We start from the raw sequence: 13906 nt of genomic DNA, 5'->3' as shown, positions 1-13906 counted from the left end.
ATTGTATGACAAATGTGTAGCTCTGTTTCCGTATGAATAAAGTCACCAACCACGCCATCTTGCTTTTGGTATTTGCAAACCTATTGGCGTCTTTTTCCGATGTCTCACTAAAAATACTTAATGGTGAAGTTCCCACATTTCAGTATGTGTTTATCCGCCAGCTATTGAGCGTGATCTTACTGCTTCCTTTTTGGCTAAAGCTCCCTAAAGAAACTCGCATGCAAGGCGGTTGCCGCATCAATTTTTTACGGGCTCAATTTATATTAGTGGGCAGTGGTTGTGCGATGATTGCCATTACACACCTTACCTTGGCGACAGCGAACGCGATGTTCTATGTTGGGCCAATCCTGATGCTTCCTCTATCTATTATGTTGTTGAAAGAAAGGCCGACATCATCAAAAGTGATCGCGACACTGATAGGCTTCGGGGGGGGGCTAATTGTGTTGCGTCCAGAGCAATTTCACTGGGCGGCGATTGCAGGGCTAGGCAGTGCGCTTGCAATGGGTGTTGGTAATATTTTGATCAAGCGTCTGAACGCCGAACAACACATTATCTCGACCTTATTTTGGACTAGTGTTATGACTCTGCCACTTGCACTGGCGTTTGCATTGCCGGCATGGGCCGAGATTGAATGGCGTCATGTGGGGTGGATCATGGCAATCAATCTATTTGTTCTTGGTTATCATGCATTGGTGGTGGTCGCGTATAAAAAGGCTCCAGCAAACCAAATTGCGCTCGCAGAATACTCGGGGTTAGTGTTTGTAACCTTGTTTGGCGTGATGTGGTTTGACGAGATCCCCGACATTCTGACACTGGTTGGTATCAGCCTCATCGTTATTCCAATGATGCCGATTAAATGGAAGAAGTTCTTTAGTCTAGGGAACAGAGCATCTCTCGATGTAGAGGTGAATCAGCCCAAGTCATAATATCTACGGCTTAACCGCCGCGTATTGCAAAGACGAAACGTGCTAGATGAAAGAAAAGCGAACCTAAGTGGTTCGCTTTTTGTTTTTGAATCATTAAAGACTTAAGAAACGAGCTTAACAAGCCGCATGATTAGGAAGTCAGTTTGGGGTAGGTCGTCTAAACTTAACGTCTGTTGTTTAAAACTTAGGTGATTAAAGTTCTCATGCTTAAAGTTTGTATAGCATCAAAAAATAGAACAATTTGGACTCTAAAAACGTTCTCGAAAATAAACGTAAATTAACCCTTTACCTCAACTTAACTTGAGGTATTAGCATGTACAACGTTGCTTATGAGAATACTTTAAGGAGAGAAGAATGATCCAACTTGAACATGTAAATTTAGTCGTCAAAGACATCCCTGAAATGCTGACTTTCTACAAAGCGGCGTTCCCTCATTGGTATGTCCGTGATGAAGGGAAAGGTGAATGGTCAGGTAAGCCACGTAACTGGCTGCACTTTGGCGATGAGTATCAATATATCGCAATGAGTGATCATGGAGAGGGTGAAAATAGAGACTTAGCCGGACACTCCGTTGGTCTCGCGCACTTCGCTTATGTGACCAATAATATTGAGAGTGTGATTGAGCGCCTTATTGATGCGGGCTTCCCAATAGCCAAACCCGGAGCGGAAGAACCTTATCGTAAAAACGTCTACTTTGTGGATCCGGCAGGTTTTGAAATCGAGTTCGTAGAATACCTGAGTGATGATCCTAAACTGCGCAATGCCACGTAATAAAACTCATTAATCGAGTTGGTGTGTTAGAGCGAGTTTGTTCGAAATAAAACGTCTGAGAAAAGGTGCTAGGAAAGACTTACAGAAAAGGGCATTGTGGAATAATCCGCAATGCCCTTTTTAGATCTATTTAATCGCTGATTGGCTAACTGGTATTCAGCTCTGTTATTTGGCTATCTACTTAGCTTTAAATGGCACCAATAACTGTTTACCAAACACATTGATTAGTGCGCCTGTCACGATCAGCCCACCACCTAGATATGTCCAAACCGATGGAATCTCATTGAACACCCAAACACCTAATAGTGCTGAGAATACGATCTGAACGTATGAGTAAGCTGAAGCTTTACCAGCCGCTTGAGTTTGCATTGCTTTGGTCAAACCGTATTGGCCTATTTGTGTGAAAATCCCCACCAGAACCAGCATCATGGTTAAGAAAAGGCTAGGCCACACAAAGTCGTTCCAGATCAGGGCGGTCGATATTGGCAGAGCGACCAGTGGGAAGTAAAAGATGATGACTGAGCTGTCTTCAGTTTGGCTAAGCTTTCTTACAATCACATAAGCAATTGAGCTACCAAACGCGCCACATAACGCCAGCATAATACTGAATAGCGGCAACTCGCTGCTCGCGCTGCTGCTCATGCTTGGCTGTACCATTACCGATAATCCCGCTAGGCAGAATACAATGCAGATCATGGTCGACTTTTGGACGCGTTCTTTCAGGAACAGTACGCCAAGTAACGCAGTAAATACGGGATGCACGTATTGTAGAATGGTGGCTTCTGCTAACGGAAGAGTGGTTACAGCATAGTAAACACACATCAAGGCTGCGGTACCAACAGCGCCACGAACAAACAACAGAGGTTTGTTATTGCCCCAGATAGAAATGCCTTTTCGTTTAACGTCGATGTAGCTGATGATCAAAGACACCAAAGCCCTTGCTGCAACAATTTCAAATACAGGTATGCCGTAATTGCTAACGTATTTCACACAAGCTGACATCAGTGCGAATCCAAAAGCGGAAAGGATCATGAACCGAACCCCTACAGGGATCAGTGAAAAAGAGAAAGAAGGCATAAAAATATCAATTGGTTGAGGGGAAAAGGAATCATAACGTAGTTTAGAAGAGCCGACCAAAGTCTTTGTCTTGTTCAGGTCAACTTGATTCAATTAATTCTCATTTCAGTTCTTTTCAAAATTCATCCCGCATAACATCGGCGATAGCTCAGTTTTATAAAATCACCATCAACAGAAGGTGACGCTAATTCAACTCTGATTTATCCGTCGTTTTAATTGTCTTTCTTATTCATATCATTCTTGTGAATTTATAATGAGAGATATGTTCTATGAAACCAATCAATACCCTACTCATATCCGCACTTGCCGTTTGTTCTTTTAGCTCAGCCTCTTATGCTGACACTATTTTGCATGCTTTCAATTGGAAGTATTCGGACGTAACGGCCAACGCTAATCAAATTGCACAAGCTGGCTATAAGAAAGTACTCGTCGCTCCGGCAATGAAATCGAGCGGCAGCCAATGGTGGGCGCGTTACCAACCTCAAGACCTTCGTGCCATTGATTCACCTCTCGGCAACAAACAAGATTTAGCCGCAATGATTGCCGCACTTAAAGGTGTGGGTGTTGATGTGTATGCCGATGTGGTGTTGAACCATATGGCGAATGAAAGCTGGAAGCGAAGTGACTTAGATTATCCGGGAACAGAAGTACTCAGTGATTATGCGAGCCGTTCAAGCTACTTTGCTGACCAGACTCTGTTTGGTAATTTAGCGCAAGGTTTTGTCTCGGCTAACGATTTCCATGCCGCAGGTTGTATTTCAGATTGGAACGATCCTGGTCACGTTCAGTACTGGCGTTTGTGTGGTGCCGATGGCGATGTAGGTTTACCTGACCTTGATCCGAATAGCTGGGTGGTTTCACAGCAACGTTTATATCTGAAAGCGCTAAAAGATATGGGGATCAAAGGTTTCCGTATTGATGCGGTAAAACACATGAGCCAGTACCAAATCGATCAAGTATTCACGTCTGAAATTACTGCGAACATGCATGTGTTCGGTGAAGTCATTACCAGCGGTGGAGCAGGGAACAGCGGCTATGAGTCATTCTTAGCGCCGTACCTGAATAATACTAATCACTCCGCGTACGATTTCCCGCTGTTTGCGTCGATTCGCTCGGCATTCTCAATGGGCGGTGGCTTGAATCAGCTGCATGATCCTAAAGCCTACGGCCAAGCATTGGATGATAATCGCTCAATTACTTTTGCGATCACACATGATATTCCAACCAATGACGGTTTCCGTTACCAAATTATGGATCCACAAGACGAGCAGCTTGCTTACGCTTACATCCTTGGCAAAGATGGCGGTACGCCGTTGATCTACAGTGATGACCTTCCTGATTCTGAAGATAAGGATAACGGTCGTTGGGGCAATGTTTGGAATAGCTCAAATATGAAGAATATGCTGAGCTTCCATAACGCGATGCAAGGTAAATCGATGACGATGATTTCCAGCGACCAATGTACTTTGCTGTTTAAGCGTGGCAAAGAAGGCGTTGTTGGTATTAACAAGTGTGGTGAAACCCGTGGCGTGACGGTCGATACCTACCAACATGAATTCAATTGGAATGTTCAATACAAAGACGTATTAAGCAGCGCGACAGAAACCATTTCTTCTCGCTACCATACCTTCAATCTACCACCACGCAGTGCGCGTATGTTTAAGCTTTAATGCTCACTAAATAAAAGCGATAAACGACTGGTAGAAAGCATAAGCCGCAGCAAGTTCTGCGGCTTAGTTGTATCTGGGCTTACGGCTTACCGTTACTGATGATCGCTAATAACACCAAACCAATGATTCTGGTGAGCTAATGATTTCAGCAACTCGATCTCTTTTGTTGTCTCTTCCCTAAGCCATTCAATAAGGTCATTGATGATAGGTGTGTGAGTACGCTGGTGCATAAAGTAAGTCCAAGCACTGTGTTGGATCTTTGCATTCTTAGGGCAGTATAAGAAGCCTCGTTGGAGCTCTTGTTGTACTAGCAATAGATCTGTGACCGTAACGCCTTCACCGGATAAACAGGCACTGAGCGCCATATCTAAAGACAAGAAACTGGTATTTCTGACGGGTTTCTTTGGTGGGAATTCAACATCGGCCAACCACACTTTCCAGTCATGATGATCTAAGGTTGGATGGAGCCTTGGCAAGGTTAAGATCGAATCGAGGTCGGTGTCTTTATTCGTTAAGTTGGTCGAATTAGTTAAATTGGCAGAATTAGTTAAGCTAGTCGAGCAGACCGGTGCCATAAACTCTTCACGCAAGAAGGTGATGTCAGGTGCTTTGTCATAGCGCTTTTTGAAGCGCGTGTGGAAGATCAATAGGTCATATTCGCTACTATTAATCGATTCGTCTTCCTCAATCACAGGAACAATGACGATCTCATGATCTTGATAACGCTCGTTTAATTCCCGCACTTTAGAGATCAATACTCGCGTCGCGAAACTCAGGGTCGCTTTGATCACAATACGTTTCTGCTTGGGCTCACTCCAAGAGGCAATGACAGCTTCGATATTGCCGTAGCTTTCACGCAAAGCCACATACAAATCATGACCTTGTACCGTTAATTCAATGGCTCAATGCTTACGAATAACCAGTGATGCGTTTAACTCATCTTCAAGCTGTTTGATCTGTCGGCTGATTGCACTTTGTGTCACATGCAGCTCTTCGGCAGCCAGAGTAAAGCTCATCAGCCTTGCTGCAGCTTCAAAGGCTTTGAAGCCATTATGTGAGGATGGCAAGCTAGGATATGGGGTCATAATTCGTTCGCATGAGTTTATGGAATGTTAGATTCGCAAATTTATCAATTGAACGCCAGCCCCATCGATCGTATTTTGGGCGAAATTACCTGAGGCGCTCATGAAAAAAATACTCACTCTCGCATTCCCTTTGATCATTTCACAGCTGATCTCTATGGCGTTAGTCCTTACTGATGTTTGGATGATGTCGCGTATCAGTGTGTCAGCCCTTGCGGCTGGTGGCTTAGGCGCCTCTATCTACTTTTTCATCTTCATTATTGCGAGCAGCACCGTGGGTTGTGTCGCGAACCTGATCGCGATCGCTTATGGTCAGCGCGTAGCTCGTCCAGAGTTTGGTAACACGCAAATTAGATTGGCGGTGAAAGGCGCAACCATGCTGGCATTCGTGCTCAGTGTGACCTTAATGGCCAGCTTCTGGTTTGCTCCGTTGGTATTGGAAGCAGCAAAACAGCCGCCAGAAGTGATCACCTTAGCCATGGAATATGTACACGCCTTGAAATGGGTGATGTTGCCTTCGCTTATCTTGTTGGTGCTTCGTGGCTTAACCAGTGCGTTTGGTAATGTGCGCTCCATTCTTGTGATGTCGATTATCACCGTAATTCTGAATGTGCCAGTCAGCTACTTCTTAACCTTCCAATTAGACATGGGCTTAACGGGTTTAGGGCTAGGTACGGCTATCGCGGCATTTATCGTGATGGTTGGATACACGGTTTGGGTATTCAAACGTGATGAATTCAGGCAGTTCGCCCCTTGGTTAAACACAGAAGAGTATTCAATTAAGTTGATGAGTCCGCTTTTAATGATGGGTTTACCTATCGGATTAGCAGCATTACTCGAACATGGCCTTATTTACGGCGGCACCTTGATGGCGGGTACGATCAGTATTGCTTCTTTAGCCTTACACCAAATCCTGCTGCAATGCTTAAGCTTTACTTGGAACTTCAATTTCGGTTTCTCACAAGCTGCGGCGATTTTGGTGGGGCGTGATTTTGGTGCGGGTAACTACGAAGGGATCAAAAGAACCTCGATTCTCAGCTTTATCTTGGTGTCGGTGTTGAGCGTGGCGTTGTCTGCCGTGTTTATCATATGGCCTGAAATGATCGCTTCTCTCTTTAAGCTAGACGACGGCACGGGCGCGATGACTTCGTTATTGGCTTCTGTTATCTGGGTAGTCGCGTTGTGCTTCATCGTTGATGCTTGGCAGTTACTGGCAATTAACCTATTGAGAGGGATGAAGATTGTCTCCATGCCAACGGTGATGACTGCTATCGGTTACTGGGTATTTGGCCTACCTGCCGCTTGGTATTTGATGCCAAAATTTGAATTGGCAGGGATCTGGGGTGGAATCGGCGTTGGTTTGGGCGTGACTGGTATTCTGCTGCTTATCCAATTGATGCGTGTCATTCAAAAGAACAACCAATCTCCAGATTTGTCGAATCATGCTTATACGTGATTTGCTGATGCTGTACTCAACACAAAAAAGCCGCAGTCATCATAATGACTGCGGCTTTTTGTTGTCTATTCAGATTCTCCCTTTTCTGGGGGAGATGGGAAGAATCAATATCAGGATTAGGGGCAGCTATTTTCTACCAGACGGTTTATTGCCAGACTACTTTCTACCAAACTGCTTTCTACCAAACTGCTTTCTACCAAACTATTTTCCACCAGACAGCGCAGACTTCATCATGGTTTTGAATTGCTCTTTCTGCTCTTCAGTTAACACATTATAAATGTTGTTCTTGAGACGCATCTCTTGCATCACCATCGACTTCTCGGTTGCTTGAACGGTGTCGATGATCTTTTCCATCTCGGCTTCATTGAAATCAGGTTGAGTCACAAGGCTGATCTGTTTCTTCTTGAGTTCTATCGCGCTATCCATGTCAATCTGTGTTCTATCCGATTGATAGCCTTCAACAAGGGAGATGACTTCCGCGTGTTGCTCTTCGCTTAGGTTTAAAGAAGCAATAACCATTTGCAGTGGGCTCACTGCGGGTTGTGGCGGTTGTTGTGGTGATGAAGCACTCACAAACGGAGCGGTAACGAGTAGAGCTGAAGCAGTTAATACACAAAGCGACTTTTTCAGTGATTTCATTGAATTTCTCCTGTTAGTGGAAACATGAGTATAGATGGCGAAGCTGAACTCGATATGAACACGCTGTTCAGTTAAGTACACGCAGCTAACTACGTTCGCTTAAATTCGTTCAGATAAGTACCTTCAAGTAAGTAGAGAGTGGGTTAGACCTTGGTCTTACAGAAACTGAGCGTAAAGGTGACTAGAATGATTTGAGTTGCTCACCGTTTTATCAAGGAATACACAAATGGAAGTTGGATTGTTCTGGGCTGAAAAAGGAATGTTAGTGCTTGGCGCACTGTTTGTTTTGACGAGCATGATGCAGTACGGAAGACGCAGTAGCGATTGGAAGGGCGTGATTACGATGTTTTATAAGCGTATCCCAATGAGTATCGCGGAATACAAATGGTATCGTTTGGGTATCGCTTTATTGGTGTTTGCTGTGGTTATACGTTTCGCATTACTGATCTTATGGCCTTCATACCAGTTCTAGTTCTTCACACTACGTCTCTTATCATGGCTACATAAAGCCGATAAATGAATGAGTAAACCGAGCCTTAATAAACTCACTTATTAAGGCTACCATTTCATAAACTAGCTCTATTGTTCTATCAAAAAGTGCTATTACTCTATTATGATGAACGGTTATTACCTTTGTAGCATATTGTTTTTCATGAAGAATAATGCCAGATAATAGCTCACCTGCTTGTTCCATCATTCTTACTAATAATCTACACATAAATTCATTCACCCCGTACCTGATACTATAATGTTCTGTTACACTCGTCCGAATTAGCTTTAATTTGTCGGTGGTGCATTTATGTCGTTCCCAGTTCTTATATGTGATGATTCTGCGTTAGCAAGGAAGCAGATGGCTCGATCACTGCCCAGTTCTCTAAATGCAGATATAACTTTTGCTGTTCATGGGCTCAATGCACTTGAAGAGCTCGCTCAAAACCAATTTAAATTGATGTTCCTCGACCTCACCATGCCGGAATTAGACGGCTATGGCACATTGGAAGAGATGCAACGTTTGGGTGATACCACACCTGTTGTCGTTGTTTCGGGTGACATACAACCAAAAGCACAACAGAAGGTGTTGGATCTCGGCGCCAAAGCGTTTTTACAAAAGCCGATCGATAAAGAAGCGCTAAAAGCTATTTTACGTGAGCATGTTGAGCCGCCAAAACAGCCTCAGATCATTACTCCAACCGCTTTAGAACTGCCAATACTTCGCAGACGTGATATCTATATGGAAGTGGCGAACGTAGCGATAGGCCGTGCAGCTGATGCACTGGCTCGTCACTTTAATGTATTTGTTCATTTACCATTGCCGAACGTCAACATCTTCGAAGTGAGTGAATTGCACATGGCACTTCGTGACCTAGCCGACAACGACCAAGTGTCGGGTGTTTGCCAAGGTTTTAGCGGAGAAGGCATTGCAGGCGAAGCATTAGTTTTGTTGAGTGATTCCAGCGTGAGCGATCTTAAGAAGCTAATGAAAGTGCCAACCGAAAGCGAACAGCTTGAAGAATTAGAACTGCTGATGGATGTGTCGAATATCCTAGTTGGCTCTTTCCTTAACGGGCTAGGGGAGCAATCTGAGGTTCGCTTCTTCCAGAGTTCGCCTGTTCTGCTTGGGCAACACATCTCGATTGATTCGGTGATTGAAAATACCAGCGGCTCGTTCAAAAAGACCATGACCTTTGAAGTCAGCTACAACATTGATGGCACTTCTATCCGTTGTGACCTTCTGTTTATGTTTGTCGATGAGTCTCTGCCTCTTCTAGACAACAAATTGGCCTACCTAATGGAGGAGTTTTAATATGCTGAATCTTCCTGCTGAATTTGAACAGTTCCACTGGATGGTGGACATGGTTCAAAACGTCGATATGGGGCTGGTGGTCATTAATCGTGACTTTCAGGTACAAGTTTGGAATGGCTTTATGACGCACCATAGCGGTAAGCAATCGCATGATGCGATCGGTAAGTCGATCTTTGAGTTATTTCCTGAGATCCCAGAAGAGTGGTTTAGACTGAAAACCAAGCCAGTCTATGACCTAGGTTGCCGCAGCTTCATTACATGGCAACAAAGGCCTTATCTGTTTAAGTGCCGCAATGTTCGCCCTGTAACTCAACAAGCCGATTTCATGTACCAGAACGTGACGCTGAACCCAATGCGCTCACCAACAGGGCAAGTCAGCTCATTGTTCTTATCTATTCAAGATGCGACCGCTGAAGCGTTAGTTTCTCAAAAGAACTAGCACTGCTCTATTCACTAAACAGCACTTTTCTATGTGCGTATTAGTATCAGTCTGATCAGCGAATAAAAATGGCTAAGGTTTACCACTTTAGCCATTTTTTGCTTTCTATTCTTCAAATCTAATCTTTCCCCTAGTTTTTCACGTCAACCAATCCTCTTTTACTAAGCGCTTTGCTGAATGTTCCTGGTTAAATGAACGAAAGGGCAGCCACGAAATGTGCTTTTGGAACGGTAATGCTACGGGTTAATAGAAATTAGATTTATAAAGTTTGAGCTTCAAAGCATTATTTAATGGAGTGCGAGGGCTGGATTCTCAAACCCAAGTGAATCTCGACCTATAAATCGGCCCCATGGCACAGTGCTTTTCCAAATTGAGGCGAACTGACAAGGTGATGAGATTGCCGGATTTGGTCGAAAACAAAGAAAATTTGGGAAAAAATCGAATTTATTTAAGAAAAAAGACATTTTTTTGTTGGAGAAAAGTGTGATTTTTATGTGATTTCGAGGCACTTTCTTCACATTATTGCTTAATGAGGGTGATATTGAGTGAGATAGGGAGGAAAACGATTGCGCAATAAACCGACAGCGTTTGCGTGAATAGTTCGCTAAGTTATTAATTAATAAGAATTTAGTGGGAAAGTAAAGCTGAGGGGTTTGAAGCAGGTATGGAATCTTTGAGAGGATAGCACAAAAAAAAGTGAAATATCAGACTTGCTGTTACTAAATCACGACCTATAATGCTGAAAACCGGAGCGTCTGCCAACGCTCCGGTTTTTTTGTGTCCGAAGAAAAGTAAACTCGTCTGCCAACGGTTTTACTACGCATTTCGCGAGAGACACATAATTTTATGAATCAAGGAAAACACCATGCGTATCGAACAAGAACTTAAGTTAGGTTTCAAAGATGTACTCTTCCGTCCGAAGCGTTCTACCCTTAAAAGCCGTTCTCAAGTTGAATTAACCCGCGATTTTACATTCAAGCATAGCGGTCGTCAATGGTCTGGTACTCCAGTAATTGCAGCGAACATGGATTCGGTAGCAAGCTTTGAAATGGCAGCCGCTCTAGCAGAGCACGGTGTTATGACTGCAGTACACAAGCACTACACAGTAGAGCAGTGGGCTGAGTTTGCTAAAACAGCAGACAAGAAAACACTGAACAACGTATTTGTATCAACAGGTACATCTGAAGCTGAGTTCGAGAAAGTTAAGAAGATCATGGCTCTTAGCGAAGAGTTTGTATTCATCTGTATCGATATCGCTAACGGTTACTCAGAGCACCTTGTTGAGTTCGTACAGAAAGTACGTGCTGAATTTCCGACTAAAGTTATCTCTGCGGGTAACGTTGTAACAGGTGACATGGTTGAAGAGCTAATCTTAGCTGGCGCAGACATTGTTAAGGTTGGTATCGGCCCTGGTTCTGTTTGTACTACACGTGTTAAAACAGGCGTAGGTTACCCTCAACTTTCTGCAATTATTGAGTGTGGCGACGCGGCACACGGCCTTGGCGGCATGATCATCGGTGACGGTGGTTGTTCATGTGCGGGTGACGTATCTAAAGCGTTCGGCGGCGGTGCTGACTTCGTAATGCTAGGCGGTATGCTAGCTGGTCACTCTGAGTCAGGCGGTGAAGTAGTAGAGCAAGACGGCAAGCAATACATGAAGTTTTATGGGATGTCATCTCAGTCGGCTATGGACAAGCACTCAGGTGGTGTTGCTAAGTACCGTGCTGCGGAAGGTAAAACTGTTTTACTTCCATACCGTGGTTCTGTTCATTACACGATTTCTGACATCCTTGGTGGTGTACGTTCAACTTGTACATACGTAGGCGCAGCAAAGCTTAAAGAGCTGACTAAGCGTACGACTTTCATCCGTGTACAAGAGCAAGAGAACAACGTATTCGGTAAAGAGTAACGTTTAAAGCACTTGTTTAAAATTTTAAGAATTGAGCCACTTTAGAGTGGCTCTTTTTTTTGGGGAATGCTTGGCCTCTTTTGAAGCCGACAATATGACCGCAGTGATTAAGGAGCTTGGCCATAAACTCGACCAGTGGAAAAAACCTTTGAAGCGCAAGGTATCAAAGCTGATTGTTGCTAAAGCTCAAACTATTAAGGCTAAGTCGATAGCAATCAAACAAGGTAAACCGAAAGAGCTGACGGACAAGATGCAGAGTCGCATTATCCGCTTAGAAAAGCAGGCTGAGAAGGTGAATCGAGAGATTCACGAACGTGGGGTACATGCTTCTAGTGGTAACCGGTTTTCGGTGACATCTGAAGGTGACGAGTCACGTACCAAGGTTGATGAGTTTCTGTATTGGGCAGCTGGTGCTCGTGGTTGGTCGATGGAGTGTAGGGATTTGGATTTAGCTGATCTCAAACAAGAAGCTGATGAATATTACGAAAGTAGCTTTGTTCACCACCAGGAACGGCAAGCCTATTGGAAAGCGGTATTTGAAGATAGCCCTCCTATTCTGGAGGCGGATGAGAGTGAGCAAAGTTATTGGATGCAAGCACAACAGTAGTACTCAGCTTCTATGTTTGAGCCATCATTGCATTAGCGAAAGTGGGGGATGAATCTCGGAGAATTGAAAATAAATGTAACTTCTAATTTGTTGAAGCACTTCAACGTATGATCGGGTGGAGTGTTAGCGGAGTTCTTAATTGGGCCTTTGCAACAAGGTGAAAAAGTCTAAATTGACAGACATATGACTGTTCGCTGCGCAATGGACGGTTGGAGGCGAACTAGCACATTGGGGTTAGGTCTAAGTAATTTTGAATAATTCATACTTTTAGTTGCAATGCTGTATGTGTGTACAGTATATTTCCAGTGTCGTTGCTAAGGGGCTTGATATGTCTGATAAAAACCAATTTTTCCAACAAGCATTGGAGCTGATCATAGATGGTGTTGCACTGAGTACTAATGAAAAAAGCAGGGCTCAGGTAGGCGCATATTTGATGGGACTAGTGGTCGCAGACAATCAAGACAATCAAGACAAACTAGATAACAGTAAAGTAGAAGCCATTCAGATGATCATCCAAATGGCTGATGAAACAGATAGTCCAAAATTCAAGTTATAAGGGAACGTATTTTTGGAAACAATAATAGTGTTATTTGAATTATTCAAGAAAGTTAGTAGTGAGATTAAATGGCTCACCCCAGAGATTGGTATTTTGTTAGGTGTGATTTTCTCTGGGTTTGTAGTTCATTGCATAGTGATGTTCTTTGGCTATGTAGGTACCTTTTTTAAGGCTGCATATTATAAGCACAGTTTTAGCAAAACTGATGAAAGTGCTAAAAGTCTAGACAGGATGAAGTATCAGAATGACCTTCATATCATATATGGAGAAAAAATAGATTATCGTGTTGGTAAAGAGCTTGAGTGGATAAAAGAAAATGTAACTTGGGAACTAGCCGACTCAGCTCTTAGGCATTGCTCAAGGTTATTTGAAGTAGAAAAAGGGAAACTATGTAGGATCTCCAATTTTAAATATTATTCATTTTTGGCAGTATGCATTGGAATATCTGTGTATTTTAGCATTATATTTGGAATGACTATTTATCTTTTCGATGCATTTATCAATGGAACAGGGATATATGGAGAAATAAACAACGGAGAGGAAGGAGAAAGCATAGTGCCAATTGTGATTGGGTGTGCTTTCGTGAGCTTAGGTTTACGAGTTGTTTTTAAAAGATATTATGGTTTCAAGGTTGCTCATAACCTTGGGAAAGCATTAAAAGAAAGACGATACTATAAGACCGAAAGTTGATTCTTCAACTCTGCCCTCCTTTCAGGAGTAAGTGCCTTAACCAATTCAAAGGCCATCTGTGAGGTGGTCTTGGAGCTTGGGCTGAGAGTGTGGCTAAACGTTAGGTTCATGACGAACGAATGGCCACATTCTGGGTCACTGCAACTACAATATAAATCGCTATAACCCGCTGAAATACGGTTTGATTTTTGTATACGGGCTTTCTCGCCACACTCGGGGCAAACTACTCTCATATGACACCATAAACCTATCTGAATGATAGGCTCATAGTACTAAATTA

The 13906-nt window shown here is 43.4% G+C and carries 15 protein-coding genes and 1 pseudogene; 11 read left to right on the top strand and 5 right to left on the bottom strand.

The window, feature by feature from the left end:
• Positions 1-32 precede the first annotated feature (32 nt).
• Complete coding sequence (locus L3V35_RS02555; protein WP_237298255.1) at positions 33-926, top strand: DMT family transporter; 894 nt, start codon at positions 33-35, stop codon at positions 924-926.
• 354 nt (positions 927-1280) lie between these two features.
• Positions 1281-1697: a VOC family protein gene (locus L3V35_RS02550; RefSeq protein WP_017074853.1), complete on the top strand. Its 417-nt coding sequence runs from the start codon at positions 1281-1283 to the stop codon at positions 1695-1697.
• A 177-nt stretch (positions 1698-1874) separates the two neighbouring features.
• Here the strand turns inward: L3V35_RS02550 and L3V35_RS02545 are convergent, their stop codons facing one another.
• The gene (locus tag L3V35_RS02545) at positions 1875-2774 is read right to left on the bottom strand and encodes a DMT family transporter (RefSeq protein ID WP_114634949.1); all 900 of its coding nucleotides are present in this window, start codon (positions 2772-2774) and stop codon (positions 1875-1877) included.
• Between the two features lie 269 nt (positions 2775-3043).
• On the opposite strand from L3V35_RS02545, the gene L3V35_RS02540 reads away from it, so the two are divergent.
• Positions 3044-4444, top strand: coding sequence for an alpha-amylase family protein (locus L3V35_RS02540; RefSeq protein ID WP_237298254.1), 1401 nt, complete (start codon positions 3044-3046; stop codon positions 4442-4444).
• A gap of 92 nt (positions 4445-4536) precedes the next feature.
• Here L3V35_RS02540 and L3V35_RS02535 read toward each other — a convergent pair.
• A pseudogene (locus L3V35_RS02535) lies at positions 4537-5529 on the bottom strand (LysR family transcriptional regulator).
• A gap of 100 nt (positions 5530-5629) precedes the next feature.
• Between L3V35_RS02535 and L3V35_RS02530 the strand changes: the two are divergent.
• Positions 5630-6982 carry an MATE family efflux transporter gene (locus L3V35_RS02530; protein ID WP_108208047.1) on the top strand — a complete coding sequence of 451 codons (1353 nt, stop codon included), beginning with the start codon at positions 5630-5632 and terminating at the stop codon, positions 6980-6982.
• A gap of 201 nt (positions 6983-7183) precedes the next feature.
• Here L3V35_RS02530 and L3V35_RS02525 read toward each other — a convergent pair whose 3' ends face one another.
• Positions 7184-7621, bottom strand: a complete 438-nt coding sequence (locus L3V35_RS02525; protein WP_017087288.1) for a Spy/CpxP family protein refolding chaperone — start codon at positions 7619-7621, stop codon at positions 7184-7186.
• 226 nt (positions 7622-7847) lie between these two features.
• Here L3V35_RS02525 and L3V35_RS02520 point away from each other — a divergent pair, with 226 nt between their 5' ends.
• On the top strand, positions 7848-8093 hold the full coding sequence (locus L3V35_RS02520; protein WP_004731665.1) for a hypothetical protein: 246 nt from the start codon (positions 7848-7850) through the stop codon (positions 8091-8093).
• 27 nt (positions 8094-8120) lie between these two features.
• On the opposite strand, the gene L3V35_RS02515 is transcribed toward L3V35_RS02520, so the two are convergent.
• Positions 8121-8318, bottom strand: coding sequence for a hypothetical protein (locus tag L3V35_RS02515; RefSeq protein ID WP_146456578.1), 198 nt, complete (start codon positions 8316-8318; stop codon positions 8121-8123).
• A gap of 102 nt (positions 8319-8420) precedes the next feature.
• Here L3V35_RS02515 and L3V35_RS02510 point away from each other — a divergent pair, with 102 nt between their 5' ends.
• From L3V35_RS02510 to L3V35_RS02485, 6 genes are all read left to right on the top strand, one after another.
• Positions 8421-9425 carry a response regulator gene (locus L3V35_RS02510; RefSeq protein ID WP_004731662.1) on the top strand — a complete coding sequence of 335 codons (1005 nt, stop codon included), beginning with the start codon at positions 8421-8423 and terminating at the stop codon, positions 9423-9425.
• 1 nt (position 9426) lies between these two features.
• A complete protein-coding gene (locus L3V35_RS02505; protein ID WP_004731659.1) occupies positions 9427-9864 on the top strand; it encodes a PAS domain-containing protein in 438 nt (145 codons plus the stop codon).
• Positions 9865-10729: 865 nt separating this feature from the next.
• A complete protein-coding gene (locus L3V35_RS02500) occupies positions 10730-11773 on the top strand; it encodes a GMP reductase (RefSeq protein ID WP_004731658.1) in 1044 nt (347 codons plus the stop codon).
• A 70-nt stretch (positions 11774-11843) separates the two neighbouring features.
• A complete protein-coding gene (locus L3V35_RS02495) occupies positions 11844-12380 on the top strand; it encodes a hypothetical protein (RefSeq protein WP_216609837.1) in 537 nt (178 codons plus the stop codon).
• A 328-nt stretch (positions 12381-12708) separates the two neighbouring features.
• Positions 12709-12936 (top strand): hypothetical protein, encoded by a 228-nt coding sequence (locus L3V35_RS02490; RefSeq protein ID WP_171315903.1) that lies wholly within the window; start codon positions 12709-12711, stop codon positions 12934-12936.
• A 12-nt stretch (positions 12937-12948) separates the two neighbouring features.
• The gene (locus L3V35_RS02485) at positions 12949-13626 is read left to right on the top strand and encodes a hypothetical protein (protein ID WP_171315901.1); all 678 of its coding nucleotides are present in this window, start codon (positions 12949-12951) and stop codon (positions 13624-13626) included.
• On the opposite strand, the gene L3V35_RS02480 is transcribed toward L3V35_RS02485, so the two are convergent.
• Positions 13608-13859, bottom strand: a complete 252-nt coding sequence (locus tag L3V35_RS02480; RefSeq protein ID WP_171315899.1) for an ogr/Delta-like zinc finger family protein — start codon at positions 13857-13859, stop codon at positions 13608-13610. The genes L3V35_RS02485 and L3V35_RS02480 overlap by 19 nt on opposite strands.
• Positions 13860-13906: the final 47 nt, after the last annotated feature.

The organism is Vibrio sp. L5-1 (assembly GCF_021728315.1).
Classification (GTDB): Bacteria; Pseudomonadota; Gammaproteobacteria; order Enterobacterales; family Vibrionaceae; genus Vibrio; species Vibrio splendidus_K.
This window is presented reverse-complemented; position numbering and strand designations above follow the sequence as displayed.